The sequence below is a fragment of the Bradyrhizobium sp. P3_C3 genome, from assembly GCF_056402655.1.
On sequence record NZ_JBFUGY010000009.1, the window covers coordinates 67232 to 93988 of the forward strand.

Annotated in this window: 20 protein-coding genes and 1 pseudogene; 14 read left to right on the forward strand and 7 right to left on the reverse strand. The window is 63.8% G+C overall.

The annotated features are described in order from the left end of the window. Nucleotides 1-44: 44 nt before the first annotated feature. Together AC1DW2_RS12635 and AC1DW2_RS12640 are read right to left on the reverse strand one after the other, a co-directional pair. The gene (locus AC1DW2_RS12635; RefSeq protein ID WP_477006186.1) at nt 45-2948 is read right to left on the reverse strand and encodes an ATP-binding protein; all 2904 of its coding nucleotides are present in this window, start codon (nt 2946-2948) and stop codon (nt 45-47) included. Nucleotides 2949-3178: 230 nt separating this feature from the next. After that, nucleotides 3179-4072, reverse strand: coding sequence for an SDR family NAD(P)-dependent oxidoreductase (locus AC1DW2_RS12640; RefSeq protein ID WP_477006187.1), 894 nt, complete (start codon nt 4070-4072; stop codon nt 3179-3181). A gap of 357 nt (nt 4073-4429) precedes the next feature. Here AC1DW2_RS12640 and AC1DW2_RS12645 point away from each other — a divergent pair, with 357 nt between their 5' ends. The 13 genes from AC1DW2_RS12645 to cydB all read left to right on the forward strand — a co-directional run bounded on the left by AC1DW2_RS12645 (nt 4430) and on the right by cydB (nt 16030). Next, nucleotides 4430-5482: a catalase family peroxidase gene (locus tag AC1DW2_RS12645; protein ID WP_477006188.1), complete on the forward strand. Its 1053-nt coding sequence runs from the start codon at nt 4430-4432 to the stop codon at nt 5480-5482. Beyond that, nucleotides 5479-6042 (forward strand): cytochrome b, encoded by a 564-nt coding sequence (locus tag AC1DW2_RS12650; protein WP_477006189.1) that lies wholly within the window; start codon nt 5479-5481, stop codon nt 6040-6042. The genes AC1DW2_RS12645 and AC1DW2_RS12650 overlap by 4 nt, the downstream gene beginning before the upstream one ends. 125 nt (nt 6043-6167) lie before the next feature. Then, nucleotides 6168-6668 (forward strand): Dps family protein, encoded by a 501-nt coding sequence (locus AC1DW2_RS12655; protein ID WP_028153529.1) that lies wholly within the window; start codon nt 6168-6170, stop codon nt 6666-6668. Nucleotides 6669-6706: 38 nt separating this feature from the next. Then, nucleotides 6707-7330, forward strand: a complete 624-nt coding sequence (locus tag AC1DW2_RS12660) for a histidine kinase dimerization/phosphoacceptor domain -containing protein (protein ID WP_477006190.1) — start codon at nt 6707-6709, stop codon at nt 7328-7330. 137 nt (nt 7331-7467) lie between these two features. Then, nucleotides 7468-8067, forward strand: coding sequence for an HdeD family acid-resistance protein (locus tag AC1DW2_RS12665; RefSeq protein ID WP_063984294.1), 600 nt, complete (start codon nt 7468-7470; stop codon nt 8065-8067). Between the two features lie 3 nt (nt 8068-8070). Then, nucleotides 8071-8907, forward strand: coding sequence for a formate dehydrogenase accessory sulfurtransferase FdhD (fdhD, locus tag AC1DW2_RS12670; protein ID WP_477006191.1), 837 nt, complete (start codon nt 8071-8073; stop codon nt 8905-8907). Between the two features lie 96 nt (nt 8908-9003). Continuing rightward, nucleotides 9004-9591: a YoaK family protein gene (locus AC1DW2_RS12675; protein WP_354132828.1), complete on the forward strand. Its 588-nt coding sequence runs from the start codon at nt 9004-9006 to the stop codon at nt 9589-9591. A 164-nt stretch (nt 9592-9755) separates the two neighbouring features. Continuing rightward, nucleotides 9756-11192, forward strand: a complete 1437-nt coding sequence (fumC, locus tag AC1DW2_RS12680; RefSeq protein ID WP_477006192.1) for a class II fumarate hydratase — start codon at nt 9756-9758, stop codon at nt 11190-11192. A 13-nt stretch (nt 11193-11205) separates the two neighbouring features. Continuing rightward, a complete protein-coding gene (locus AC1DW2_RS12685; protein WP_477006193.1) occupies nt 11206-11631 on the forward strand; it encodes a cupin domain-containing protein in 426 nt (141 codons plus the stop codon). Then, complete coding sequence (locus AC1DW2_RS12690; RefSeq protein WP_477006194.1) at nt 11628-12032, forward strand: cupin domain-containing protein; 405 nt, start codon at nt 11628-11630, stop codon at nt 12030-12032. Before AC1DW2_RS12685 ends, AC1DW2_RS12690 begins: the two co-directional genes overlap by 4 nt. Before the next feature lie 42 nt (nt 12033-12074). After that, a complete protein-coding gene (gene mqo / locus AC1DW2_RS12695; RefSeq protein WP_477006195.1) occupies nt 12075-13613 on the forward strand; it encodes a malate dehydrogenase (quinone) in 1539 nt (512 codons plus the stop codon). 18 nt (nt 13614-13631) lie between these two features. Further along, nucleotides 13632-15041: a cytochrome ubiquinol oxidase subunit I gene (locus tag AC1DW2_RS12700; RefSeq protein ID WP_477006196.1), complete on the forward strand. Its 1410-nt coding sequence runs from the start codon at nt 13632-13634 to the stop codon at nt 15039-15041. Between the two features lie 2 nt (nt 15042-15043). Beyond that, a complete protein-coding gene (cydB, locus tag AC1DW2_RS12705; protein WP_477006197.1) occupies nt 15044-16030 on the forward strand; it encodes a cytochrome d ubiquinol oxidase subunit II in 987 nt (328 codons plus the stop codon). Nucleotides 16031-16124: 94 nt separating this feature from the next. Here cydB and AC1DW2_RS12710 read toward each other — a convergent pair whose 3' ends face one another. Beyond that, nucleotides 16125-17372: an oxalate decarboxylase family bicupin gene (locus AC1DW2_RS12710; protein WP_477006198.1), complete on the reverse strand. Its 1248-nt coding sequence runs from the start codon at nt 17370-17372 to the stop codon at nt 16125-16127. 240 nt (nt 17373-17612) lie between these two features. Here AC1DW2_RS12710 and AC1DW2_RS12715 point away from each other — a divergent pair, with 240 nt between their 5' ends. Then, nucleotides 17613-19904, forward strand: coding sequence for an FdhF/YdeP family oxidoreductase (locus AC1DW2_RS12715; protein ID WP_477006199.1), 2292 nt, complete (start codon nt 17613-17615; stop codon nt 19902-19904). A gap of 11 nt (nt 19905-19915) precedes the next feature. On the opposite strand, the pseudogene AC1DW2_RS12720 reads toward AC1DW2_RS12715, so the two are convergent. The 4 genes and pseudogenes from AC1DW2_RS12720 to AC1DW2_RS12735 form a co-directional block, all read right to left on the reverse strand. Next, nucleotides 19916-21689 (reverse strand): annotated as a pseudogene (locus AC1DW2_RS12720) (ATP-binding protein). 345 nt (nt 21690-22034) lie between these two features. Then, the gene (locus AC1DW2_RS12725; RefSeq protein ID WP_354177549.1) at nt 22035-22451 is read right to left on the reverse strand and encodes a thioesterase family protein; all 417 of its coding nucleotides are present in this window, start codon (nt 22449-22451) and stop codon (nt 22035-22037) included. Further along, the gene (locus tag AC1DW2_RS12730) at nt 22438-25581 is read right to left on the reverse strand and encodes an efflux RND transporter permease subunit (protein WP_477006200.1); all 3144 of its coding nucleotides are present in this window, start codon (nt 25579-25581) and stop codon (nt 22438-22440) included. Before AC1DW2_RS12730 ends, AC1DW2_RS12725 begins: the two co-directional genes overlap by 14 nt. Beyond that, nucleotides 25578-26750: an efflux RND transporter periplasmic adaptor subunit gene (locus AC1DW2_RS12735; RefSeq protein WP_354117202.1), complete on the reverse strand. Its 1173-nt coding sequence runs from the start codon at nt 26748-26750 to the stop codon at nt 25578-25580. Before AC1DW2_RS12735 ends, AC1DW2_RS12730 begins: the two co-directional genes overlap by 4 nt. Between the last annotated feature and the right edge of the window lie 7 nt (nt 26751-26757).

The following is a 26757-nucleotide window of genomic DNA, read 5'->3' on the forward strand; positions in this document are numbered from 1 at the left end:
GGCCACTGCAGGTTCGCGCACCCCACGCGAGCTTGTCAGAGCCATCAACTCGCGGCGAGCGAGCCCGAAGGCGGAGACGCCAATTCGGCAAGCAATTCGCTGGCCGCTTTCAGGACGGGCGTATTGAATCCCTCGGTGAATCGTCCATAGATGGGCGCAAGCACGTCTTGCGCTTCACTGCGGCGGCCCCGCCGCTGCAATAGCCCTGCAAGACCGATTGCCGTGCGCAACTCAAAACCGAGCGCCCCCTGATGTCGGGCAAGGTCAAGTGATTGCGCCAGGCTCCGCTCCGCCCCCAGGAAGTCGGGATTGTCCTTGCGGATCAGCACTTCTGCCCTTGCCCGCAACATGTCCGGCATCTCCACCATGAAGTTGCGACGCCGACCCCGGGCAATCGCCTGATCGAGGATGTCGAGTGCTTCATCTCCACGACCTGTCGCCGCCAGAGCTTCCGCGAGCGGCACGCAAAGCCCGGCCGCCGCGCCGTAGCGCTGGCTCTGCAGCTTCTTGACGGAGGCGTTCAGCATCGCCAGCCCGATATCACTCTCACCGCGGGCCAACAGCGCAATCCCTTTCATGGCGTCGCCGACCGTCTGGAGGGTGGCGAGATTATGCTTGCGGGTCTCCACGAGGAGCCTGTCAATGTGCTCTTCGCACACGCCCACATCCCCGTTCCAAAGGAAAACACCGAATGCCCAGGGCAGCGCTATGCACAGTATGGTCGGATGGTTGATGGCGATCACATCGGAGATGGCTTGGCGGGCGGTCGCCGTGGCCTGATCGGGATGTCCCTCGAGCCATAAGATGCGGGCGAGGGTGATTTGAGGACGCCTCGGGTAATCGGACGTCAGGCCGCCACGGGAGTCGCCTTCCAGTCCCGGATGGGACAGCGCCGCTTCGACGTACGAGCGAGACGCGGCAACCTCGCCCAGATAGTGGCACGACGTGCCGAGCAACATGCGCATGCGCGCCACCCCGACGGAATCGTTGCTGGCGAGGGCAATCGCTTCGCCGCGCTTTGCGGTGGCCAGCGCATCGTCAAAATTGCCGACGAGCAATTGAAGCAGATGCAGTCGGCCAATCAGACGGATTTGGCCGGCGACATCGCCAATTGTCTCGGCCAACCGGACCGCTCTGTCGAGATAGCCGACGCCCAATTCGTCGATTTGTCCCGTCAGCATCCGGGCCGACGCCAGCGCGGCATGAAGTGCGAGGTCGTGCCTGACACTTCCGCCCGTCTCATGAAGCGCTTCGATTGCGCGCGTGACCCAGAGCTGGCATTCGGTGAAGAGCGACAGCTTGAAGAACAGGGGGATCGCTGCGGCAGCGAGGCCGACGCCGGTTCTGCGGTCGCCTCGATCCGAGAAGCACCACGCCAGCGCGCTACGTACCTCGCCGAATTGATCGGCCATCGACGACAGGCCTTCATTCGGCTCGTCGGCCGTCTTTTCAAGCAAATCCCGAAAGTAGGAGGCGTGGCGTAGCCGCATGATTTCAGCGTCGGTGCTGGCGGCGAGCTTCTCCTGCGCGTAGGCCCGCGTCGCGTCCGCGAGCCTGTAGCGAATCGATTGCGAGTCCTGGTTCGGGGCAAGCATCGACTTGGCCACGAGGTTGTCGAGCGCAGCCATGGTCGTGTCGTCGCTGGTCGCATCACTGCCGGCGATCGCTCGGGCCGCATCGGCGGTGAAGCTGCCGACGAACACGGATAGCTGGCTGAGAACCACCCGTTCGGGCCCGGATAGAAGATCGTAGCTCCACTCGATGGTTGCGCGAAGCGTCCGGTGCCGGGGCAGCGCCGTGCGTCGTCCTTCCCAGAGCAGATTGAAGTGCTTGTCGAGGAGTTGGACCATGGCCTTGACGCCGTAGGCGGTCACATGGCCGGCGGTGAGCTCGATCGCGAGCGGGATGCCATTGAGCCGACAGCAGAGGTTGCCGACGTCCGACGCGTTCGCGTCCGTCAATCCGAACTCACCTCCAGCCGCGGCCGCGCGCTCCACGAAGAGCTTTACGGAGGGGTAGGCAATCGCGCTCTCGGCCGTCAGAACGGCGTTTTCCGGCGGGCTTGTCAGAGGCGAGAGACGATATGTGTGCTCGCCTTCGACCCGCAGCAGCTCCCGGCTCGTGGCCATGATGTGCAGCTGCGGCGCCTCCTGGTAGAGCCGTTCGGCCAGCGCCGCCGCGGCGTCGACGACATGCTCGCAGCAATCCAGAATGAGCAGCATCCGCCGGTCGCGCAGGAATGCCACAAGGTTGTTTGAGGGATCGTCCGATCGCGCCCGCAGCCCGAGCGAAGATGCTGCAATGGCCGGTACCAGAGCGGCATCGCGAGTCTCGCCGAGACTGACGAAGTGAACCTGGCCGGCGAATTCCGCGAGAAGGGCGTGGCCCGCGGAAACAGCGACCGTCGTCTTGCCGATGCCGCCCGGGCCGACGACCGTGATGAAACGCTGAGCTTTGAGCCTTTCCGATATATCCTGGATGGTTTGCTCGCGGCCCACCATCTGCCAGGGATGTGCCGGCAGGTTGTGCGCGCGAACAGGCTTGGTCGGTGCAGGTTGATTCTGCTCCGGGCTCGCGGCCGAACCGACGAAACAATAACCCTGTCCCGAGACCGTGCTCAGATATTTGGCGCCGGCATTGCCGTCCCCGAGCGCCTTGCGGAGTGCTGCGATATGGACGCGCAGGCTGTTGTCATCGACGCTGGAGCCTGGCCATGTCCTGGCTATCAGATCGCTCTTGCTGACGACGTCGCCCGCATGCCGGATCAGTGTCAGCAGCAGGTCAAATGCGCGAGCCGACAGTTGGACCGGATTGCCATCTTTCTCGATCCGTCTCTGCGAGGCGTCCAGACGAAACGGCCCAAAGACGAAAATCTCTTGAGCGGAGCTCTCCTGGGGAGAGGGTCCGGTCGTGGCTGTTGTGGCGTTGCTCTGCCAGCGGTGGACCATTTGGAAATATCAAATCCGACGACCGACTCGTCGTACTCTATGACTTGAACTCGGGCCGAAACGTGTGACCGCGGTGGCAGCTCCAAACGTAACATCCAGCAGTATCGCGGTAAAGGATCACCGATGGATGTCGCTGATCACTTTCGGCCGGAGGGCAGGGAACTCCGGGGAGCGTCCTGATTTTTTGGGAAACGACCGTCGATTGGGGAAATCTCCGCCGATGGGTGATCTCATCGGATCAACACGGGCTTGAGAAGATCCTCCAGGCCGATCCGGCGGAACAGTTCCATGCGAGCGCGGTCGGCGACGGCGTCGACAGCTGCCGCCCCATCGTCATCCGGGCCGAAATGAACTTTCAGCGGACGTTGTCCGAACGGCATGTTCACGACATACGCAACTGTACTTGCGACATCTTGTGGAGCCGTATCCTTCGGCGAAAGCTGCGCGAGTCCCGCAAGCGCGATTTCACTCACGTCGGCGGTCGGACCATCCGCGTATTCTTCCGCCCGAACAGTATCCTGCGGCCGGCCGGATCGGACATAGTGGCCGGGTCCGAGAGCGCTGGGAGCGATGATGGTCGTCTCGACGCCCCAACGCGCGAGCTCGCCGGCGTAACTGAGTGCCAGCGAATCCAGGGCGGCTTCCGTTGAAGCACAGGCGCCGAGGAACGGAACCGAGCTGCCCCGCGCGCTGCTTGACGTGATCCATATCAGCAAGCCCTGACCCTGCTTGCGCAATTGTGGCAACGCCGCGCGATTGAGGCGCTGTGCGATCAGGACGTTGGTATCGTAGAGCTCGGCAAGCTGCTCCGGCGTGAAGGCTTCTGCGGGTCCGTAAACGACTTGCCGGGCATTGTGCACGACCACGTCGAGGCGGCCGTTTTCGGCGATGATGGTCTCAACGGCCGAGGTCACTGAGGATTCCGAAGAGACGTCGAACTCGATCGTGCGGAGATCGGTGCCGGGCTGGCCGGGATTTGATCCAGCCTCCTCGATCCCTTGCGCAATAGGGCCATTCATTTCCTGGCTTGAAACGTAGACCGTGTGGCCTGCCTGCATCAGTTGCCGGCAGGTGGTTCGTCCGATGCTGTTTGCAGCACCCGTGACGATGATCACTTTGCTCATTCGATTCCCAATCGCATTCCAGCCTCTGCGGCGCTGGCGGCCCCGTCGCGACACGGTCCATCGTTCGGGAGTCGACCGCCGCCATCGTGGAAGCGCATCTGGAATAGGGCGGGGCGCAGGGTGGGTCTTTTCGGGCATCACGATCGATTGTCAAATTGCACGAAAAATTTCGAGAATGCCCGAAGCCGGATCCGGGTCCGGCGAACGCCGAAGACAGCTCAGGCGTGCCTTCGCGAAATTGGCGGTGGGTTCGAAAAGATCAGGCCTTGGCCGCCGGCTACAAGGAGGCTGCGTCGCTCGAAAGAGCGCCGCGCGCACCCGATCGCCAGGCGGTCTGCGCATCGCAAAGGAGACCGGATGAATCAAGGCAAGCTACCACGTTCGGGGCTTGGGTCCCTCGTCCTGATTGCGGCCGTGGTCGGCGGCGGCGCGGCTGCCTTCGCGTACACTGCGGGATGGCTCTCGCCGGGGCGCCTGACGCCGGAACGGATGATCGCTGCGCTGACGCCTCCGAGCGGCCCGCCGCTCGGGCACCGGCGAAATCATGCCAAGGGAATCTGCTTCACTGGGACATTCGAGGCGAATGGAAACGGTGCGGAGCTCTCCCGGGCCAAGGTCTTCGCGCAGGGGCACTATCCGGCCCTGGGCCGTTTCAATCTCGGTACAGCCGATCCGAACGCGGTCGATGCGACCGTGCGCGTCCGCGGCCTGGGATTGATGATCACGACGGCAGACGGCGAAGAGTGGCGCATGGCGATGATCAACCCGCCCTTCTTCGCGGTTTCCACGCCGCAGGCATTTCACGACCTGCTGATCGCATCCGGCAAGAAAGATCCGGAGGCGATGAAGGCGTTCATTCAGGCCAACCCGGAATTCAGCCCCTTCGCGGCCTGGGCCAAGACGGCGCCCTGGACCGGCAGTTATGCGGAGGAGCCCTATAACGGCCTCAACAGCTTCGTCTTCACGGACGCCGGAGGCGGCGACCACACCGTGCGATGGTCGCTGTTGCCCTCGGCGCAACCCATTCCAATCTCGCAGGCCGACCTCGAAAAGCGCGGGCCGGATTATCTCGAGCAGGAGATCACCGAACGGGTCCGGACCGCCGGTCCACTGCGATGGACCATGGTCACGACCGTCGCCGATCCGGGCGACCCGACCGCGGATCCGAGCAAGGCCTGGCCGGAGAACCGTCGCAAAGTGGAGGTYGGAACGCTGATCGTGCAGCGGATCGAGCCGGAGCGCGATGGACCGTGCCGCGACATCAATTTCGATCCGGCGGTCCTGCCACAGGGAATCCGGGTGTCGGACGATCCGTTCMCGGCTGCACGCTCATCGGTCTACCGCAAATCCTACGATCTGCGCGCGGCCGAAGCCGGGGACTATCCGCGAACCGAGACCGCCAAGCCATGACCAGCGCTCCTCATCGTTTTGCCCTGATCCAGCGTGTTCTGCACTGGCTGATGGCGGTCTGCATCCTCGCCATGCTGTTCATTGGCGTCGGCATGGTCTCCACGGTCGCGCCGAAATATCTGCCGCTCATCCTGGTCCACAAGACGATCGGCGTCATCCTGCTGGTCCTCGTGCTGATCAGGCTGGCGTTGCGGCTGCATTACGGTGCGCCGCCATTGCCGGCCGATCTTTCGAGACCCATGAAGTTTGGAGCAAAATTGTCGCATCAGCTCCTGTATGGCCTCATGGTTGTCATGCCGTTGCTCGGCCTCGGCATGCTCTGGGCCGCGGCCTATCCGGTCGTCCTGTATGGCGGGATCCGAATTCCCGCGCTGCTGCCGCAAAGCGACCTGATGCACACGCTGCTCTGGAATGCCCACGTCTATCTGGGTTTCGCGTTCTTTGCCCTCGTGCTGCTGCATCTGGCGGCGGGGCTATTCCACGCATTGATCCGTCGCGATGGCGTATTCGCATCGATGTCGCTTCTGCCGCTGCGGGACAGGGTGACACAAACGAAATGAACCCGCTGCGCGCCCGCGTGCGCCCCTCGCAGGCGTGCGATCCCAAAAGGATCTTTCGCGCAGGAAAGATTCCTCGCGCGCGGCGCGGCTAGATGTTTCCAACCTCCAACACAAGGATGCCGACCATGACCAAAGCAGACCTCCAAAGCCCGACGGATCTCGGAGCGAATGCGAACCGGGACGTTCCAGCCGCGCTGAGAGCGCTGCTCGCCGACGTTTTCGCTCTCTACCTGAAGACCAAGAACTTCCACTGGCACGTGTCGGGCAGCCACTTTCGCGACTACCACCTTATGCTCGACGAGCAGGCCGACCAAATCTTCGCCATGACTGACGACATCGCCGAACGCGCACGCAAGATCGGCGGCACGACGCTACGCTCGATCGGCCACATCGCGCGCGAGCAGCGCATTCTCGACAACGATGCCGACTATGTCGATCCGCAGGACATGCTCGCCGAACTGCGCAGCGACAACCAGCAGCTAACGCGGGAAATGCGCCGGGTCCACGAGCTCTGCGACGAGTACGGCGATGTCGCCACCGCGAGCGTCCTGGAAAACTGGATCGACGAAACGGAACGGCGCATCTGGTTCCTCTACGAGACCGGCCGAAGCGGCCAGAATTCGTAAGCGCAAAGCACGCCGTTGGGCCGGGAGGCGGGTGAAGAATGAGCAGCCTCTCGGAACTCCTGCCGGATGGCGGCGTAAAGGCTGAGCGCCTGCTGCTGCGTGAGCTCGAGCATCGGATCGACGACGAGCTCGCCTCGGCGATTGATCTGGTGGCGCAGGCGGCCGATCGTTGCGACGGCATCGAAGCGAGGGCGACCCTCGCTTCCGTGCAGGACCGGCTGGAAGGTCATGCACAACTTCACCACGCGCTGCAAATGCCGCAGTTCACCACCACCGTCGATCTGGCGGCCTATCTTCAGCAATTGTGCCGGTCGATCAGCCGCTCGAGCCTCGAAGACAAGGGTATTGCGCTCTCGCTGCTGCTGCATCCGCTGCAGATGAGTTCCGAGCGCTGCTGGCTGCTGGGGATGATCGTCTTCGAACTGATCACCGGTGCGGTGCGCCACGTATCCCACTGCGGAGCAGGCGCCATTCGTCTCGAAGTGTGGCTCACGGCGACGTCGGTTGCGTGCAGCGTCATGGACAACGGCTCGTCCGACGAAAGTCGGTACCGGGAAGAGGACCGCTCCATCGTCGAGACGCTTGCGGCGCGTCTGCACGGGACCGTCGACGTCCGCGGCGGCCCCGACGGATTCAGGACCGTCGTGACCATCCCGCGCTAGTCGCGACTCTCGCGCAACGATCCGTGTCGTGCGGATCAAATAATATCGCTGCGACCTCGAAAGATGAGTTGGGACAGATCTCGATACGCTTGCCCTATTCATGATCTGCGGATCGTCGTGCGAACAAGGGTCAAGCCATGACGGACATGTCGAACTCGAAGGCCTCGCTCGGATGGGCCATCCACGCCATCACCGGAAAATGGGGCTGGTTCGTTGCGCTGGGTGTCGGCGAACTGATCCTCGGCGGTGTTGCATCTGCCAATCTGATGGCGGCGAACCTCGCGTCCGTACTGGTCATCGGCGCCACCATGGCGGTCGCCGGCATTTTCCAGATCGTGCAAGCGTTTTCAGTGCGCGGCTTGCGGGGATTCCTGCTTTGGCTACTGGCCGGGATCGTCTATGCGGCCGCCGGGGCCATCATACTCTACGATCCGATCCTGGCTTCATTCACGCTGTCTCTCGCAGTGTGTGCCTTCCTGGTCGTAGCCGGGGTGATAAGGATCTGGGCCGGGTTCCATATCCGGCCGGCCGCGGGCTGGCGTTGGATCGTGGCTGCGGGCGTCCTGACCTTCTGCGTCGGTGTCATGCTGGTTGCGGCTTGGCCCGCCATCGGTTTGTGGCTGCTTGGTGTGATGCTGGTCGTCGACCTGATCTTCCAGGGATGGGGATTCATCGCATTCGGGGTCGCGCTCAAGAGCCGCGCGTCCCGTCATTCGTCCCAGCCGGCGACGGTATGAGTCATGGCGAAAGGCTCGACATTCACCCGGCATTGGGAGATTGCCTGGCGCGGCGGTCAGACGAAGTCGACCTCGCGGCTGGTTGCCGAGGAGACCGCGATTGCGCTCACCTATAACGGCTCGACCCAGGCGGTGATGATGGGCACGCCGGGAGATCTGGAGGATTTCGGTATCGGCTTCAGCCTCACCGAGGCCATCGTCGAACGTGCGAGCGAGATCAGCAGCATCGAGCTGATCCCGAACGATCTCGGCGTCGAGGTTCGGATGTGGCTCGATGGTGACCGCGCGGCATCCCTGGTTGCACGGCGCCGAACCATCAGCGGCCCCGTTGGCTGCGGGCTATGCGGCATCGAGAGCCTCGAACAGGCTCGCCGTGCGCCGGCGCGGGTGAAGGGCCGGGGCATCGTTTTTCAAGCGCGCGACCTGCTGGGCGCCATGCAGGCCCTCTCTCCGCACCAAATTCTGAATCAGCAAACGCGGGCCGTCCACGCGGCGGCCTTTTGGCATCCGCGCACCGGTATCGGCCTGGTCAGAGAGGACGTCGGCCGGCACAATGCGCTCGACAAGCTCGCCGGCGCGATCGTACGCGAGGGGAGATCGGCGTGCGATGGCGCGGTACTGCTGACCAGCCGCGTTTCGGTCGAGATGGTGCAGAAAGCGGCGATGCTCGGCGCACCGGTCATCGTGGCCGTATCCGCACCCACCGCACTCGCGATCAAGACCGCGGATGAAGCGGGGATCACGCTGCTCGCGATCGCTCGCGATGACGGATACGGCGTATTCACGCACCCGCGTCGCGTTCTGCTGCCGGATGAGGCCGCAACGCACGCCGGCTGCTGACCTCGCGGGCCGACGCACATGGCGATGCAAGCCGTATCTCCGGAACCGGTCGCCGAGACCGGAAGCGTCGTCCATGCTCCGGAGCGATCGGTTCTCGTGGCGTCTCTTCTGAGCATGACGGGCGGCTTTCTCGACGCCTTTACGTGGCTCTCGCTCGGCGGCGTGTTTGCAAGCTCGCAAACCGGCAATGTTATCTTCCTCGGCATCGACGCCATGTCCGGGCAATGGCGGCAGGCAACCCATCATCTTCTTCCGCTGGCCGCCTTTCTGCTCGGCGCATCGCTGGCAATCCGCCTCAAGTCGCCGCTGCTCTGCCTCGCCGGAGAGATCGTCTGCCTGGTCGCGGTGATGCTGTTGTATCATCGGATTCCGGACATGATCACGATCCTCGGAATCTCCTTCGGCGCCGCGCTGCAGTCGGCGAGCTTCAGGCAGGTCGAACGCTGGAAATATCTCACCGTCACCGTCACCGGCAACATGCTCCGTGCCATCGATCAATCAGTTGCGTCCGATCGCGATGCGGCGCGCGGCACCGCAGTCATGCTTCTGGTCTGCCTGATGTTCCTGTCGGGGGCCGCCATCGGGGCCTGCGTGACGAAATGGCTGCACGCCTGGAGCCTTGTCCTGCCGATCGCATCGTCGGTGTGCGTTCTTTGGCTCTGCCGGCCGCAACTGCGAAGCTGAACCGTCGATCCAAGTCTCGTGATTTCGCTCGTTGACGGTGCGGAGCGCGCACCATGCCATTCGGCAAAAGGACGTTCATTCAAGGAAGCGTGCGCGTCATGCGGTGCGTACACTTTCCAACAGCGCCGAGATGGCCTTTCGACGTCAACTGCCAAGAGGCACGGATGAACAACCTTCGCAAAGAGACGGACAGCCTGGGTGAAGTGGACGTTGCCGCGGACAAGCTCTGGGGGGCGCAGACGCAGCGTTCGCTCGAGCATTTCAGCATCGGCAAGGACCTGATGCCGCGCGAAATGATCCAGTCCTACGCGATCCTGAAGAAGGCGGCCGCGAACGCCAATTGCGCCGGCGGCCGTCTCGACGGCAAGGTCCACAAGCTGATCGCGCATGTCTGCGACGAGATCCTCTCCGGCCAACATCAGGACATGTTTCCGCTTCACGTCTGGATGACCGGCAGCGGAACGCAATTCAACATGAACGTGAACGAGGTGATCTCGAACCGATGCTGCCAGCTCGCGGGCACGCCGCTCGGGAGCAAGCATCCGGTTCACCCGAACGATCACGTCAATATGTCGCAATCCTCGAACGACAGCTTTCCCTCGGCCATGTACATCGCAGCCGCGATGAACGTGACCGAGCAGCTCGTTCCGGCGGTCGAGGCGTTGCACGACGCAATCGCGGCAAAATCGAGCCAGTGGGACGACGTCGTCAAGATCGGCAGAACCCACATGCAGGACGCGACCCCCCTGACGCTCGGGCAGGAATGGTCCGGCTATGCCGGCATGCTCGCCGACGATCTGGCCCGCATCGACGACGCGCTCAAGGGCGTCTTCCGGCTCGCCCTGGGCGGCACGGCCGTCGGCACCGGCATCAATGCCGCGCCGGGCTTCGCCGAGGCCGTCGCCGCGGAAATCGCGCGGCTGACGGGGCTGCCCTTCGTCAGCGCACCGAACAAGTTTGCCGTCCAGGGCGCGCATGATGCGCTGGTGCAGCTATCCGGCACGCTCCGCACGCTCGCGGGATCGCTCTACAAGATCGCGAACGACATCCGTCTGATGTCCTGCGGCCCGCGCGCGGGCTTTGCCGAATTGCTGATCCCCGAGAACGAGCCGGGTTCGTCGATCATGCCGGGCAAGGTCAACCCGACGCAGGCCGAAGCACTGACGATGATCGCCGTGCAGGTGATGGCGAACGACGTCGCCGTCGGGTTCGGCGGAGCCGGCGGCTATCTGGAAATGAATGTCTACAAGCCGCTGATCATCCACAACATCGCGCAGTCCGTCACCATCCTGACCGATGGTTGCACCAATTTCCGCACCTTCCTCGTCGAGGGCACCGAGCCGAACCACAGGAAGATCAAGGAGTATGTCGAGAGATCGCTGATGCTCGTGACTGCGCTGGCGCCCGTGATCGGCTACGACAAGGCGTCGCGGATCGCGCACTATGCGATGGACAACGACCTCACGCTGAAGTCGGCGGCGCTCAAGCTCGGTTTCGTGACCGAGCCGGAGTTCGACCGCATTGTGGATCCCGCCAAGATGGTCAAGCCCTATGTGGCCGAGATCAAGGTGCCGCTCGCAATCGGCGCGAAGGCCGGCTGAAGGGGCGGCGGCAATGATCCGGTGCGTCAGACTCTGGACGGGTGCGGATGGCAAGTCGCACTTCGAGGATGGCGTCGTCGAGCTCGCGCGCGGGGCGAGGGGCGATGCGCTCAGCGCAAAGCTTCGGATCGATGCCGCTTCGTTCCACGAAACGGATGCAGATCCGAAACTCGGCTGGCATCCCGACGCAGCGCGCCAGCTCGTCATGTCCCTGAGCGGGACGCTACGGTTCGAAACGGCGGATGGAAGCTTCACGCTGCGCCCGGGCGATGTCCTGTTCACGGAAGATACCGGTGGGACGGGCCACAATTGGACCATGACGGACGAGGCGCCGTGGCGGCGCCTCTACACGGTTCTCGAGCCGGGCGCCGAGGTGCCGTTCTGGTCCGAACAACCCCGGGCAGGCAACGCAACCACAATGCAAGGAGAGACACGATGATCCGCTGTGTGCGTCTATGGACCGGAGAGGACAACAACTCGCATTTCGAGGAAGGCTTCCTCGAGCTGGAGCCGGGACAGCGCGGCGACTTCCTGACCGGAAAGATCGATGCCGCCAGCGTCTCCTTTCAGGAAACGGAATCGGGCGGAGCTTTCGCCTGGCACACCGCGCMGATCCGGCAGCTGGTGATCACGCTCAGCGGAACGCTCGATTTCCAGACGCGTGACGGCCACCACTTCCTGCTCCACCCCGGCAACATCCTGCTGGCGGAGGACACCGCCGGCTCGGGGCATAGCTGGAAATTGACCGACGATTCATCCTGGCGCCGTGCCTACGTGATCCTGCGCCCGGGAGCGGACGTGCCGTTCCGCGCCAAGGTGCGGCAATCGGTGCGGGCCTGATCGAGCCATCCAAAGCAGCAACACCCGACGAAGGAAATAGCCATGTCAGCAGCTTCCGACCGCGAAACTGATGTCGTCCTCATTGGCGCCGGCATCATGAGCGCGACACTCGGCGTCTTTCTCAAGGAGCTCGAGCCCTCCCTGTCGATCCAGATGTACGAGATTCTCGGGGATTGCGCGCAGGAAAGCTCCGACTCCTGGAACAATGCCGGGACCGGCCACGCGGCGAACTGCGAGATGAACTATACGCCGCAGCGGCCCGACGGCAGCATCGACATCTCCAAGGCGCTCCAGGTCAACGTGGAGTTCGATCTGTCCCGGCAGTTCTGGTCCTACCTGATCGGTCGCGGAGCGATCGCGGATCCGCAAGCGTTCATCCATCCGGTGCCGCATATGAGCTTCGTGCACGGCGCGGAGAACGTCGAATTTCTCCGGAAACGGTTCAAGGCGATGTCGGCCCATCATTGCTATGAGGGGATGGAGCATACCGAGGATTCCAGGCAGATTGCCGAATGGGCGCCGCTGGTGATGGACGGACGGAGTGGCGACGAGCCGGTTGCCGCAACACGGATCATCACCGGCACCGACGTCGACTACGGCTCGTTGACGCATCTGCTGGTCAAGCATCTGGTCAGCCAGCCGGGCTGCGCGGTCCACTACAACAGCTGCGTCACCGGTCTTGACCGGGAGGAGGGTGGCCGGTGGCGTGTCGAAGTGCGGGACACCGCGAGCGGCGAGACGCGGTCGGTGCGCGCAAAATTCGTCTTCGTCGGTGCCGGCGGCGGCGCGCTGCCGCTGCTGGAGAAATCCGGTATCCCGGAGGGGCGCGGCTATGGCGGTTTCCCGGTCAGCGGGATCTGGCTGCGCTGCGATGATCCCGAGATCAACAAGCGTCACCATGCCAAGGTCTACGGCAAGGCCGCGGTCGGCTCGCCGCCGATGTCGGTGCCGCATCTCGATACGCGGGTGATCGGCGGCCAGCACTCGTTGCTGTTCGGTCCCTATGCCGGCTTCTCGAGCAAATTCCTCAAGCATGGCTCGCTGCTGGATCTCTTCGAGTCCATTCGTCCCGCCAATGTCAAGCCGCTGCTTTCGGTGGCGCGCGACAATTTCGATCTCACCGAATACCTGGTCGGGCAGGTGCTGCAATCGGAGGGACACCGGCTCGCCGCACTCGACGAATATTTCCCGAAGGCCGACCCGAAGGACTGGAGGCTGCAGGTCGCGGGCCAGCGCGTCCAGATCATCAAGCCCAATGTCAAGCGTGGTGGGTTGCTCGAGTTCGGGACCGAGCTCGTCGGCGCGGACGATCATTCGCTGGTGGCCCTGCTCGGTGCTTCACCGGGGGCTTCCACCGCCGCGTTCATCGCGATCAGCGTGCTCGAGAAGTGCTTCGCCGGGGAGCTGACGGCAAGCGCCTGGCTGCCCAAGCTGAAGCAGATCATCCCGTCCTATGGCGTGTCGCTGATCGACGATGCGGATTTCTGTCGCCAGATTCGTGCAGCGACCGCCGCGGTCCTCAAGGTCGACAACATTCCGCAGCCGGCCGCACGCGCGCCGGCGGCCGCGAAGCGGGCGTGAACCAACGGAGAATGTTCGATGGACCCGACGGCGCTCCTTCTGTCGCGGCTGCAATTCGCTTTCACCATCTCGTTCCACATCATCTTCCCGGCGTTCACGATCGGGCTTGCCGCCTGGCTCACCGTGCTCGAAGCGATGCACCAGTACAGTGGCAAGCCCGTCTACCGGACCCTGTTCGCGTTCTGGCTGAAGATCTTCGGCGTGGCGTTCGGCATGGGCGTCGTATCGGGCGTGGTGATGGCGTTTCAGTTCGGAACGAACTGGAGCGTGCTCTCGAAGATGTCGGGCCCGATCCAGGGCCCGCTGCTCTCCTACGAGACCTTCACCGCCTTCATGCTGGAAGCGGCCTTTTTCGGCATCCTCATCTTCGGTCGCCCCCGGGTGCCGCCGTGGTTCTACCTGTTCTCGACGGCGATGGTCGCGCTCGGGACGACGCTTTCGGCGTTCTGGATCATGGTCAACAACAGCTGGATGCAGGTGCCGACCGGCTACGTCCTGCAGAACGACCAGTTCGTGCCTGATGACTGGACGCAGATCATCTTCAATCGCGTGGTCTGGGTCCGGTTTCCGCATATGCTGCTCGCGTCCTACCTGACCGGCGCGTTCTGCGTGGCGGCAACCGGCGCGTGGTATCTGCTGCGGCGGACCTATCGCCCCGAAGCTCATGTCATGCTGCGGATGGGCCTTGCGCTTGCGGCGGTGCTGCTGCCGGTCCAGCTCTTCATCGGGCATCTCGTCGGCGACTATGTCCACGATTACCAGCCGGCCAAGTTCGCCGCGATCGAGGCGCGATGGCATGACGAGCAGCCGGCCTCCGAGGTGCTGATCGCGATCCCGGATTCGAGCACCGAATCGAACAAATACGCGATATCGATTCCGGTGCTCGGGAGCATCATCGGCAGCATGAGCCTGACGTCGAAAGAGGTCGGCCTCACCAGCTTCGCGCCGCAGGACCGGCCGCCGGTGTTGATCCCGTTCTTTGCCTTCCGCATCATGGTTGGCTGCGGCTTCGTGATGCTGGGATTGGCCTGGCTCGGGACCTGGCTCGGCCTCAAGCATCGGCTCGATCGGAACCGCCTGCTGCTGTGGGGCATCTTCCTCAGCTTCCCACTGCCGTGGGTCGCGATCCTCACCGGCTGGTACACCGCGGAAGTGGGGCGCCAGCCATGGACGGTCTATGGCGTGTTGCGGACTGCAGACGCCGTGACGCCGTTTCTGACAGCGTCGGCTGCGATGACTTCCTTGATCCTGTTCGTCGCGGTCTACGCCTTCATCTTCTCATTCGGGACGTATTACATCTATAAGCTGCTGCGTGCCGGCCCGGCGGGACTCGGTGGCAGGCCGCTCCACGTTCCCGTGCCCAATCGGCCGATGTCGCTCGCCGATCAGGTGCCCGCCGTACGCAGCTATCTCGGGGCGGGAGAATAGCCATGGTGATGTACTGGGTTGCCCTTCTTGCCATCAGCATCCTGATCTATCTCCTCCTCGACGGGTTCGATCTTGGCGTCGGCATGCTGTTCGGAGCGGCCGGGGGCGAGTCGCAACGGGATGCCATGCTGAGCACGGTCGCTCCGGTCTGGGACGGCAATGAAACCTGGCTGATCGTCACGGGCGTGATCATGTGGGGCTCGTTTCCCGTGGTCTACGCCATGGTGATGTCGGCCTTCTATATCCCTGTTCTCGTGATGCTGCTCGGATTGATCCTGCGCGGCGTAGCGTTCGAGTTTCGCGGCAAGGCGCTCAGTTCGCGCTGGGTCTGGGACGTCAGCTTCGTCGTGGGCTCGTTTGCCGCCAGCTTCATGCAGGGCGCGATGGTCGGCGCTCTCGTCGAAGGACTCCAGTTCTCCAACGGCGATTATACCGGCGGAACGCTCGGCTGGCTGACCGCCTTTTCCGCGCTGTGCGGGGTCGGGCTCTGCTTCGGCTATTCGCTGCTCGGCGCCTGCTGGCTGGTGCGGAAGTGCGAAGGTCCTGTTCGGGATGCCGCACGGCGCCAGATCCCGCCGCTGGCGATCGGCGTCCTGGTCTTCCTGGTCGTCGTCTTTGCGTATGCGCTTGTCGAACATCTTCCGATCCTGCAGCGCTGGACCGACCGGCCCTATCTGTTCGTGTTTCCCGTGATCGGCGCCGGTGCGGCCGCGATGCTGGCCAAGAGCATCCTGCGCCATGACGATTATTGGCCGTTCCATATGGTTGCCCTGATCTTCGTCGCGGCTTTCGCCACGCTCGCCTTATCGTTCTGGCCCTACATGATTCCGTTCGTCGTCACGATCGACGAGGCCGCGGCGCCCCATGCAAGTCTTGCATTCATGTTCTGGGGCGCCGGTCTGTTCGTATTCCCGCTGATGCTGCTCTATGTGGCGATCGGCTATCGCGTCTTCCGCGGCAAGTCGGCCCCTGCTGCCGATCACTACTGACGGCTGCACGCTCGAAGTTGCTGTGAGCTGTCACGGATAAAAGAAAGGCGCCGGTTTCGGCGCCTTTCTCGTTCGGAACTCCTGCGGACCTGGTTCAGGATTTGGGCATGACGCCGGGGCTGTTGTCCGGCCATTGCGCGATCAGCTTCTCGTCGATGTTGAGATGCTGGGCGACCAGTTTGGGTGGCGTGTGCGTCAGCCAGTAGGAGAGCGACACCTCCTCGTAGCGAGGGGCCCGAAACACGCCGACGAACTGCAGCTCGGTGTCGCCGACGTTCTCGACATAGTGGCCGAGATTGCGCCGGACATAGCCGATGTCGCCGGCCGCGAAGTCCGTCGTCAGCGCATTGGGGCCCGTGTCGAACACCGTCATCCGCGCCTTGCCCTTGATATAGTACTGCCACTCGTCGGCATTTGGATGCCAGTGCATCTCCCTGACAGCCCCCGGCGGCATCGACACCAGCGCCGCAGCGACGGTGGTGGCAACCTTGAAGGTGGTGCTGTCGGCGACGCGGATGCTGCCGGCGGAGCTCTCCTTGACCGGGGCCGAGCCGCCGAGCGAGTGGATGAAGGGGTAGGGCGGCGCTTCGGCGTGCTTTGCAACGGCTGCGCGATCGGCGGCGAGATCGCCGGGCACAGTCCCCTGGAATATCCAGCGGTTGTGCAGCGGGATCTTTGCGAACGCGTCGGCCGGAACACCGAAGTTCTTCGCCAGCACCTCGGGCGGCGTGTGGGCGAACCAGTCGGTCACCAGGAGCGTGTTGAATTCATTGGCGTGGCCGTCGTCGAAACAGATCACGAACTCGCAACCATCGGGGCCCAAGCCCTGCAGCGAATGCGGCGCGCCCGGCGGAAAATACCAGAGGTCGCCGACTTTGAGGTCGCCGACATAAGGGCGCCCCTGCGTGTCGAGCACGGTGACGCGGCAGGAGCCGTAGGTCAGGATCGCCCATTCGGCAGCCTGGTGCCAATGCAGCTCGCGGATTCCGCCGGCAGCCAGCCGCATATTGACGCCGGAGATCTCCTTCGAGATGGCGAAATCCTCGACCGTGACCTGACGGGCCCAGCCACCATTCTGGATACGCCTCGGCGCATTGTTGAATGAGGCCCAATCCGCCGGCAGGCCACCGACGTCCGTCGGGGGCGGGGTTTGGGCAGAGGGGAAGTGCTTGGCAAGGTCCGGATCTTGGGGACCGGGATCGGACAGGCTTCCGGGGCTCTTGGCGTTCACGGCGCCTTGCGGCGGCTCGTCCGGATTGCCGAAAGTTGCGGCCTGCGCGCTGGAGCCGACCATGGCGGCGCCTGCCGCGGACATGGCCAGCAAATCACGTCTTGAGAACATCTTGGGTCGCTCCTGAAAAATGTCGAAAGCCCTCCGTAGCGACGGGGCTCCAACTGACAAACCTAGTTTCCGGTCGCCGTTTCAGCTTCCGTGAACGCGCTCTTTTTGCCGGAATGCACTGGCTGCTGCAGCCGGCTCCGAACATGTGCAATTGCGAAATTCGGCTTCGTTTTGAAAAGACGGCTCTGCCCGCACGATCCTTAACTGGCCCGGAGAATTGCCATATCGCGAGATATCGAGATGACAACGAAATCGGTTCGTCCCTACCGTGAACCCGCCGGCGGCTGGGGCGCACTCAAGGCGCTCAGCGAGGCGCTTCTGGTGCAGCGGGCGCCGCTGAAGGGTGCAGCGACGCTCAGCAGGATGAATCAGCCGGAGGGCTTTGATTGCCCCGGCTGCGCCTGGCCAGATCCGAAGCACACCTCGTCATTCGAATTTTGCGAGAACGGCGGCAAGGCGGTCGCCTGGGAGACGACATCGAAGCGCTGCACGCCCGAATTCTTTGCCGAGCATACCGTCACGGAGCTCGCGAGCTGGAACGATTACGATCTCGAAATGGTCGGTCGGCTCGCCCATCCGATGGCCTATGACGCCGCATCCGACCGCTATCTCCCGGTGCAATGGAGCGACGCATTCGCCATGATCGGCCGCGAGCTGAATGCGCTGCCGGATCCGAACATGGCGGAGTTCTATACGTCCGGGCGAACCTCGAACGAAGCCGCCTTCCTCTATCAGCTGTTCGTGCGCGAGTACGGCACCAACAACTTTCCCGACTGCTCGAACATGTGCCACGAGGCGACCAGCGTCGGCCTGCCGGAATCGCTCGGCGTCGGCAAGGGCACCGTGCTGCTGGAGGATTTCGACAAGGCCGATTGCATCTTCATCTTCGGCCAGAATCCGGGCACCAACAGCCCGCGGATGATGACCAGCCTGCGCAACGCGGCCCGCCGAGGGGCCTCGATCATCTCGTTCAATCCATTCCGCGAGCGCGCGCTGGAGCGCTTCCAGGCGCCGCAGAGCCCGGTTGAGATGATCACGCTGTCGTCGACGACGATCAGCTCGAAGCTGTTCCAGGTGCGTGTCGGTGGCGACGTCGCCGTCCTCAAGGGGATCATGAAGATCCTCGTCGAAACGGACGAGGCCGCCCGTGCGGCCGAGCAGCCGGAGATCCTGGACTGGGATTTCATTCGTGGGCACACCGCCGGCATCGAAGCGCTGATCGGCGATCTCAAGCGAACGCAATGGCCCGACATCGAACGCCAGTCCGGCCTGACGCGCGAGGACCTGGAATATGCCGCCGGCGCATATATGAAGGCGGAGCGCGCCATCCTTGTCTACGGCATGGGCATTACCCAGCACCAGCGTGGTGCGCACAACGTGCAGCAGATCGCCAATCTTGCGCTCTTGCGCGGCAATGTGGGACGCGATGGCGCCGGCGTTTGTCCGGTTCGCGGTCATTCCAACGTGCAGGGCGACCGAACCGTGGGGATCACCGAGATCCCCAAGGCGGATTTCCTCGAGCGCCTCGAGCACCGCTTCGGCTTCAAGCCGCCGAGCGCGCCGGGACACAACGTCGTGACGGCATTGGAGGCAATGATCCGCGGTGAGGTGAAGGTCTTTTTCGCGATGGGCGGCAACTTTGCCGCGGCCATACCCGACTGGCAGGCGACGCAGGCCGCGCTGCGCAAGCTCGATCTGACCGTCCACGTCTCCACGAAGCTCAACCGCAGCCATCTGATCCATGGCCGCGCCGCCCTGATCCTGCCGTGCCTCGGGCGAACCGAGATCGACATTCAGGAATCGGGGCCGCAGTCGATCACGGTCGAGGATTCGATGTCGATGGTCCACGCCTCGGGCGGTCGCAACAAGCCGGCATCGGAGCATCTTCTCAGCGAGGTCGCGATCATCGCAGGCCTCGCCAAGGCGACGCTCGGCGAGCGCACGGTGGTCGATTGGGACGGCTTTGTAGGCGACTACGATCGCATCCGGGATGCGATCGAGGCCGTCTTCCCTATCTTCGAGAGCTACAATGCCCGGATCCGCATTCCCGGCGGCTTCCATCTGACCTCGACCGCGCGGGAGCGCATCTGGGCAACGCCGTCCGGCAAGGCCAATTTCCTGGTGTTTGAGGGCTGCGGCGAGGACCCGCCGCAGGCCGATCCGGATTTCCTGTGGCTCAGCACGATACGCAGCCACGACCAGTACAACACGACGCTCTACTCGCTGTCGGACCGCTATCGCGGCGTCTTCGGCCAGCGCGACGTGGTCTTCCTCAACGAATATGAACTGAAGAAGCGCGGGCTCGCGGACGGCGATCGCGTCGACCTGATCACGGAGTCGACCGATGGCGCCGAGCGGATCGTGCGCAACTTCCGCGTGGTTGCGTATTCGTTTCCGACCGGCTGCTGTGCCGCGTACTATCCGGAGACCAATCCGCTGGTGCCGCTCTATGCCCGTGATCCCCTCAGCTTTACACCGTCATTCAAGGGCATCCCGATCCGCCTGGTGCGCTCGACCGCCCCGGCGCAATAGAGCGGGCGGGGTCAGGCGTCGGCGTCCCGACCGGATGGCGGCGATGACGCCGGCGTCGCGATCGGCAGCGTAAACCAGAACCGGGCGCCGCGATCGGCGCCAAGGCCTTCGGCGCCAAGGCCTTCGGCGTCGATGCGGCCGCCATGCGCTTCGACGATGGACCTGCAGATCGGCAGTCCCATGCCCATGCCGGACTCCTTGGTCGTGAAAAAGCTTTCGAACAGCCGGCCGGCATGTTCGGCGGAGATGCCGGGACCGTTGTCCTCCACGGAGCAGCACAGCGTCGTCGCGTCCTGCGCGGCGGTGGTGATGACGATCCTGCCATGGTGGCGTCCCGCTTGCGTCATCGCCTGCACGGCGTTGATGGCCAGATTGACGATCACCTGCTGGAGCTGGGTGCGGTCGCCGAGCACGAGTGCAGATTCCGCGTCGGGCCGGTGCAGGATCGTTACGCCGCGGGATTCCATCTCGTGGCGCAGGAACAGAAGCGCCTCGCGAATGACATCGTCAAGCGACAGAACGGCGCGCTCCGGCGCCTTGCGCGAAGCCATCCCGTGAACACGCGCCACGATGTCCGCGGCCCGCCTCGTATCCGTGGCCATATTTTCGATTGCGCTGCGGACCTCGGCCATGTCGGGAATCGGCCTGTTCAGCCAGCGCAGACCGGCAGCGGCGTTGGTCGCGATGGCGGCCAAAAGGCTGGTTGACTTCGTGCGCGATGGAGGCGGTGAGCTCGCCGAGCATCGAGACGCGTGCCGCTTGCGCGAACTCCGCCTGCACCTGCCGAAGCCTCTCCTGGGCGCGGACGCGTTGCGAGATGTCGATCGTGGCGACCAGGCTTATTTCGAGATCATTGATTGGGCCGACGCGGGCCGTGGTGAAGAGAACGTCGACGACGCGGCCGTCCCACGTCACCATCTTGGTCTCTTCCTCGAAGTTCGTTTCACCGCGAAAGCGGGACTCCATGGCCCGCCGAAACGTATCCGGGCGGGCCTTCCAGGTGTCGGACATGGAACGCCCGACATAGCCGTCGATGCCCCCTCCGAACATCTGGATGGCCCGTTCGTTGGCTTCCTGAAACGAGAGCGCGTCCATGCAGGTCCGGAGAAAGTCGGGATGGCTGTCGAAATAGCTGCCGAGGTCCTTGATGCCCTCGGCTCGCAGTTTTCGGAACAGTACCACCAGTCTGCTGGCGTCGAGCTGACGGAGGGCGATCGGCATGCGGCCGAACAGGTGGCGGTAGCGCTGCTCGCTCCGCTCCAGCTCGGTGTGGTCCTTCTTCTGGGCGGTGATATCCATGACCGCGCCGATGAACCGAAATTGTCCGCGCTCTTCCGACGTTCCACGGGCGACCACGCGAATGTGCCTGATCGAGCCATCGCTCAGGATCAGCCGATGTTCCAGGGAAAAGTCGTTCCTGTCGTTCGTGGCGCGATCGAGCGCCTCGCGTACGGCATTGAGATCGTCGGGATGCGTACGCTTCAGGATAGTGTCGAGCGACGGCGGCAAGGTCGGCTCGAGATCGAAGATCCTGAACGTCTCTTCGGACCAGAACAGCTCGCCGCTGGCGACGTTCCAGCCAAAGCTGCCGGTGTGGCTGAGCTTCTGGGCCTCGGCGAGATAGGCGACCTGACGCCGCCGCAAGACGTCCTCGCGCTCGAGCCGGTGCTGCCGCCTGACCAAGCCGGCGATCGCAAGCAGCGACAATACGACAATGACGGCCAGCAGGGCGAAGGCGCTGGTGGTGAGGTCGATCCCGAGCAGGAAGCACGTGAATGACAACACGCCGAGCGCGACGCCTCCCAGGACCCAAAGGGCGGGATGGGCGTAGCGCGAATGGTCGGGCCACGATGTGCGACAGAGCGTCCCCGTGTGGCGGGCCGTCGCGGGTTCCTTGCCTTCGTGAGCGAGTCCGGGCTGGGCGAGCAGATTGAAGAGGTCCAAGAGATACTCGCCGGGCATGAGACCAATTCCCGAGCCCGGATGTCCGGACGCGGGATGCAAGCGATGTACCGTACCGTGGAAAACCGGTCTTTTGCTTTTTCGCGGACCCTTTGTCAAAACGCACGGCGTCACCATGCGAGCCTGCGCGCAGATCCGGGATGTTGCCGCGGGAAGGATTCCGCGACCTTAGGCCAACGCCGCGGTGGGCCTCGTCACGCCGAAACGCCTTTCGAACTCGGCGACATCGACGACGCCGCGCCGATGGGTCCCGTCACCGATCTTGCGGCCGCCGTCCCAGGCCTCGACTTCGAACAGGACGCTCCTGGCTTCGACGGCGACGACCCGTGCGACCGCGCGCACGGTACGGCCGACCGGCGTCGCCGCCAGATGACGGACGTCGACCATCATCCCGACGCTGACATAGCCGGTCGGCAGGGACGGCTGGATCGCCGATCCCGCCGCCATCTCCATGTGCAGGATCATCATCGGCGTGCCGTAGACTTCAGGCATTCCCGGCACCACGTGGCCGACCGTCATCTCGGCCGTGACGGTCACCAGCTTTTCCGCCGTCATGCCGACGCTCACCCGATCAAGCGGACTCATGGCCCAATCCCGCATCTGCTTCGCTCGTGGAGGGGGTGGGTGTCACGGCCGCATGCGGCTTGCGCTTGGTGAACCAATTGCCGAGCCGGTCGAGATAGAGATAGACCACGGGCGTGGTGTAGAGCGTCAGGATCTGCGAGAGCATCAAGCCGCCGACGATCGTGTAGCCGAGCGGCTGGCGCAGTTCGGCGCCGGTGCCGTTGCCGAGCATCAGAGGCACACCGCCGAGTAGCGCGGCCATGGTCGTCATCAGGATCGGACGAAAGCGGAGCGTGCAGGCCTGGTAGATCGCTTCCTCAGGGCTCAGCCCTTGATTGCGCTCCACCTCCAGGGCGAAGTCGACCAGCATGATGCCATTCTTCTTGACGATGCCGATCAGCAGGATGATGCCGATGATGGCGATGACGCTGAGATCCATGTGGACTGCCAGCAGCAGCAGCAGCGCGCCGATGCCGGCTGAAGGCAGCGTCGACAGGATCGTGATCGGATGGATCAGGCTCTCATAGAGGACGCCGAGGATGATGTAGATCACGATCAGCGCCGCCCCGATCAGCAACGGCGTGCCGGACAGGGACGACTGGAAGGCTTGCGCGTTGCCCTGGAACGAGGTCGACAGCGAGGCGGGCTTGCCGGTGTCCTTCTCGATCTTCTGGATCGCCGTCACCGCATCGCCCAGCGCTACGCCCGGTCGCAGGTTGAACGAGATCGTCACCGAGGGAAACAGGCCCTGGTGATTGATCAGAATCGGCGCCGGCATGATGACGCTGTGGACCAGCGTGCTCAGAGGGACCTGTTGGCCAGTGGCCGAGTTCAGGTAGATATCCTTGAGCGCGTCAGGCCCATACTGGAAGGCTGGATCGACCTCCATGACCACGTGGTATTGGTTTAGCGAGGTGAACATGGTGGAGACGATGCGCTGACCGAAGGCGTCGTCGAGGGTGTTGTCGATCGTCGTGGGCAGGATGCCGAAGCTCGAGGCGACTTCGCGATTGACGGTGACCTGCAGCCTCGGGCCGGCATTGGCCTGGTCGCTCGCGACGTCGGCGACGACGTCGAGCGCGCGGATCTTCTCCAGGAAGATCGCCGACCAGTGGTTGAGTTCGTTGGAATCGGCGTCCGTCAGCGTGTACTGATACTGCGTCTTCGACAGGCGCGCGCCGATCGTGATGTCCTGGGCCGACTGCATGTAAAGCTTGATGCCCTGGATATGGGCGAGCTGGGGTTCCAGCCGCGCGATCACCTGGTCGGCGCTGGCCTTGCGTTCGGGCTTGGGCTTCAGGACGATGAAGATGCGCCCCTGGTTGAGGGTCGCCGTCGGCCCGCCTGGACCGATATAGCTGGCCACCGATTGGATCGCCGGATCCTTCGACAGAACGTCGACGACCGCCTGCTGGCGTTCGGACATGGCGGGGAAGGAGATGTCCTGGGCAGCCTCGGTGATGCCGACGATCTGTCCGGTATCCTGTTGCGGGAAGAAGCCTTTCGGGATGATCACATAGAGATAGCCGGTCAGCGCGATCGTCGAGAGCATCACGAGCAGCGTCACGAAACGATGGCGCAGCACGATTCGCAGGCCGCGCGCGTACAGCGCAAGCAGGCCATCGAAGCCGCGCTCGAACAGGAGATAGAGCCGGCCGTGCTTCCTGCGCGATTCGTCCTTCAGGAGGCGCGCGCACATCATCGGCGTCAAGGTGAGCGAGATCACCAGCGACAGCAGCAGCGAGGCGGTGATCGTGACGGCGAACTCCTGGAACAGCTTTCCGACGTAGCCGCCCATCAGGAACAGCGGGATGAACACCGCGATCAGCGACAGGGTGATGGAGACGATCGTGAAGCCGATTTCGCTGGAGCCTTTGAGCGCAGCCTCCATGGGCGTCATGCCTCGCTCGAGATGGCGCACGATGTTCTCGATGACCACCACGGCGTCGTCGACCACGAATCCCACCGCGATCGACAGCGCCATCAGCGAGAGGTTGTCGAGACTGTAGCCGAGTACGTAGAGGACCGCGAAGGTGCCGATCAGCGCCAGCGGAACCGTGATCGCCGGGATGATGGTGGCCCAGAAATTCCGCAGGAACAGAAATATCACCATCACCACCAAGGCAACGGTCAACAGCAGCGTGAATTGCACATCGGTAACCGCGGCGCGAATCGTGGCGGTGCGGTCGGCGGCGATCGTCACCTTGATCGCCGGCGGAACGGAGGCCTGCAGCTGCGGCAGCAGTTTCTTGATGCGGTCGACGGTTTCGATGACGTTGGCGCCGGGGACGCGCTGGACGGCCAGGATGATGGCGGGGTCCTTGCCGTACCAGCCGGCCAGCAGGTCGTTTTCGGGCGCCTCGATCGCCGAGCCGATGTCGCGGAGCCGCACCGGCGAGCCGTTGCGATAGGCGATGATGAGGTTTTCATAGGCGGCGGGCTTCAGCAACTGGTCGTTGGTATTCAGCGTATAGGTCACGCGCGGGCTGTTGAGCGTGCCCTTGGGCAGGTCGACATTGGCGCCGGCGATCACGGTGCGGACGTCTTCGAGGCCGATGCCGCGGGCGGCCAGCGCCTGCGGATTGACGCGGATGCGGATGGCGGGCTTCTGCTGGCCGCCGATCCCGACGAGGCCCACGCCCGGCACCTGGGAAATCTTGGGCAGCAGGATGTTTTCCGCGTAGGCATCGACCGTGGTCTGCGGCATCGACTCTGACGTCAGCGCGATCAGCATGATCGGCGTTTCCGCCGGATTCACCTTCCTGATCGTCGGCGGGTAGGGGATGTTCTGCGGAAGGTACGGGCTCGCGGCATTGATCGCGGAGAGCACGTCGACCGCCGCGCTGTCCACCGTGCGCGACAGCTCGAACTGCACCGTGAGCTGGGCGACGCCGAGTGCGCTGGACGAGGTGAGCTGCGTGACGCCGGGGATCTGGCTGAGCTGCTGTTCGAGTGGCGTCGCGACCGACGAGGCGATGGTTCCGGGGTCGGCGCCGGGCAGTTGCGCCGAGATCTGGATCGTCGGGTAGTTGACGTTCGGCAGCGCGCCGACCGGCAACAGGGGGTAGGCCGCGAGGCCGCACAGCAGCAGGCCCGCCATCAGCAGAGCGGTTGCAATCGGCCGCAGGATGAAGGGCGCGGACAAGTTCATGGGAGCGCGTCCTGCACGGAACTTTGCAGGTCGGCTTCGCGCGCGGCCTTGCCGTGCAGTTCCCGAACCTGGCTTCCTTCCGTCAGCCGATACTGACCGTCGACGACGACGGTATCGCCTGATTTCAGTCCCTGGTCGATCAGGGCCTGCCCCTCGCTGATCTGCGCGACGTGAACAGGACGCAAGGAAGCGGTCTGGTTGGGAGCGACGACATAGACATAGCTGCCGTTCGGGCCCTGCTGGACTGCGGAGCCGGCGACCGTCAGCGCATCTTTCTGAATCTTCAGCAGCAGCCGGGCATTCACCAGCTGTCCCGGCCACAGCCGGTGCTCGTGATTGGCGAATGTGGCCTTGAGCTGGACGGTGCCGGTCGTCCCTGCGATCTCGTTGTTGACGAGCAGCAGCGTGCCTTCGCCGAGCTTAATCTTGTTGTCCTGGCTGTAGGCGATGACCTTCAACTGGCCTTTTGCTTCGTGTTCCTGGATCACGGGCAGATCCGTCTGCGGAAGGGTGAACAGCAGCGAAATCGGCTCGATCTGGGTGACGACGACGAGACCGTTCGGGTCGGTCGGATGAATCACGTTGCCGACATCGATCTGGCGGACGCCGGTGATGCCGGGAATGGCCGATGTCAGGCGCGTGTAGCTGAGCTGGACGTTGGCCTCGTCGATCTGCGCCTGGTCCGCTTTCACGGCGGCCTTGAGTTGGGCCACCTGCGCGGTCTGCGTCTCGATCAGCTGCGGGGTCGCATAACCCTTGTCACCGAGTTTACTGTAGCGGGAGAGATTGGCTTCGGCATTGGTGAGTTGGGCCTGATCTCGGTCGCGATTGGCCGTCAATTGCTCGATCTGGGCCTCGTAGGGACGCGGGTCGATCTGGGCGAGCAGATCTCCGGCCTTGACGGTCTGTCCCTCGGTGAAGGCGATCTTGACGATCTGTCCCTGAATCTGGCTGCGCACGACATCGGTGTTGTAGGCGATCACGGTGCCGATGCCGCGCAGATAGATCGGAACGTCCTTGCCGGTGACCGCGGCGGTGACCACCGGTACGGCCGCGGGCACCGGCGCGGCGGCGACGACCGGCTTCCGGTCCGCGGCGAAGAACCAGAGGCCGGCTCCGACGAGAATCGCGGCGAGAGCGACAAGCGCGATGGCGAGATTTCGTTTCATGAGATCG

Bases quoted from the DNA above. Each gene is read 5' to 3' on its own strand.
- AC1DW2_RS12725 (WP_354177549.1), bottom strand. From the start codon at position 22,451: ATGAGTCCGCTTGATCGGGTGAGCGTCGGCATGACGGCGGAAAAGCTG.
- AC1DW2_RS12715 (WP_477006199.1), top strand. From the start codon at position 17,613: ATGACAACGAAATCGGTTCGTCCCTACCGTGAACCCGCCGGCGGCTGG.
- AC1DW2_RS12650 (WP_477006189.1), top strand. From the start codon at position 5,479: ATGACCAGCGCTCCTCATCGTTTTGCCCTGATCCAGCGTGTTCTGCAC.
- mqo (WP_477006195.1), top strand. From the start codon at position 12,075: ATGTCAGCAGCTTCCGACCGCGAAACTGATGTCGTCCTCATTGGCGCC.
- AC1DW2_RS12685 (WP_477006193.1), top strand. From the start codon at position 11,206: ATGATCCGGTGCGTCAGACTCTGGACGGGTGCGGATGGCAAGTCGCAC.
- AC1DW2_RS12665 (WP_063984294.1), top strand. From the start codon at position 7,468: ATGACGGACATGTCGAACTCGAAGGCCTCGCTCGGATGGGCCATCCAC.
- fdhD (WP_477006191.1), top strand. From the start codon at position 8,071: ATGGCGAAAGGCTCGACATTCACCCGGCATTGGGAGATTGCCTGGCGC.
- AC1DW2_RS12735 (WP_354117202.1), bottom strand. From the start codon at position 26,750: ATGAAACGAAATCTCGCCATCGCGCTTGTCGCTCTCGCCGCGATTCTC.
- cydB (WP_477006197.1), top strand. From the start codon at position 15,044: ATGGTGATGTACTGGGTTGCCCTTCTTGCCATCAGCATCCTGATCTAT.
- AC1DW2_RS12635 (WP_477006186.1), bottom strand. From the start codon at position 2,948: ATGGTCCACCGCTGGCAGAGCAACGCCACAACAGCCACGACCGGACCC.
- AC1DW2_RS12655 (WP_028153529.1), top strand. From the start codon at position 6,168: ATGACCAAAGCAGACCTCCAAAGCCCGACGGATCTCGGAGCGAATGCG.
- AC1DW2_RS12730 (WP_477006200.1), bottom strand. From the start codon at position 25,581: ATGAACTTGTCCGCGCCCTTCATCCTGCGGCCGATTGCAACCGCTCTG.
- AC1DW2_RS12700 (WP_477006196.1), top strand. From the start codon at position 13,632: ATGGACCCGACGGCGCTCCTTCTGTCGCGGCTGCAATTCGCTTTCACC.
- AC1DW2_RS12710 (WP_477006198.1), bottom strand. From the start codon at position 17,372: ATGTTCTCAAGACGTGATTTGCTGGCCATGTCCGCGGCAGGCGCCGCC.
- AC1DW2_RS12660 (WP_477006190.1), top strand. From the start codon at position 6,707: ATGAGCAGCCTCTCGGAACTCCTGCCGGATGGCGGCGTAAAGGCTGAG.
- fumC (WP_477006192.1), top strand. From the start codon at position 9,756: ATGAACAACCTTCGCAAAGAGACGGACAGCCTGGGTGAAGTGGACGTT.
- AC1DW2_RS12640 (WP_477006187.1), bottom strand. From the start codon at position 4,072: ATGAGCAAAGTGATCATCGTCACGGGTGCTGCAAACAGCATCGGACGA.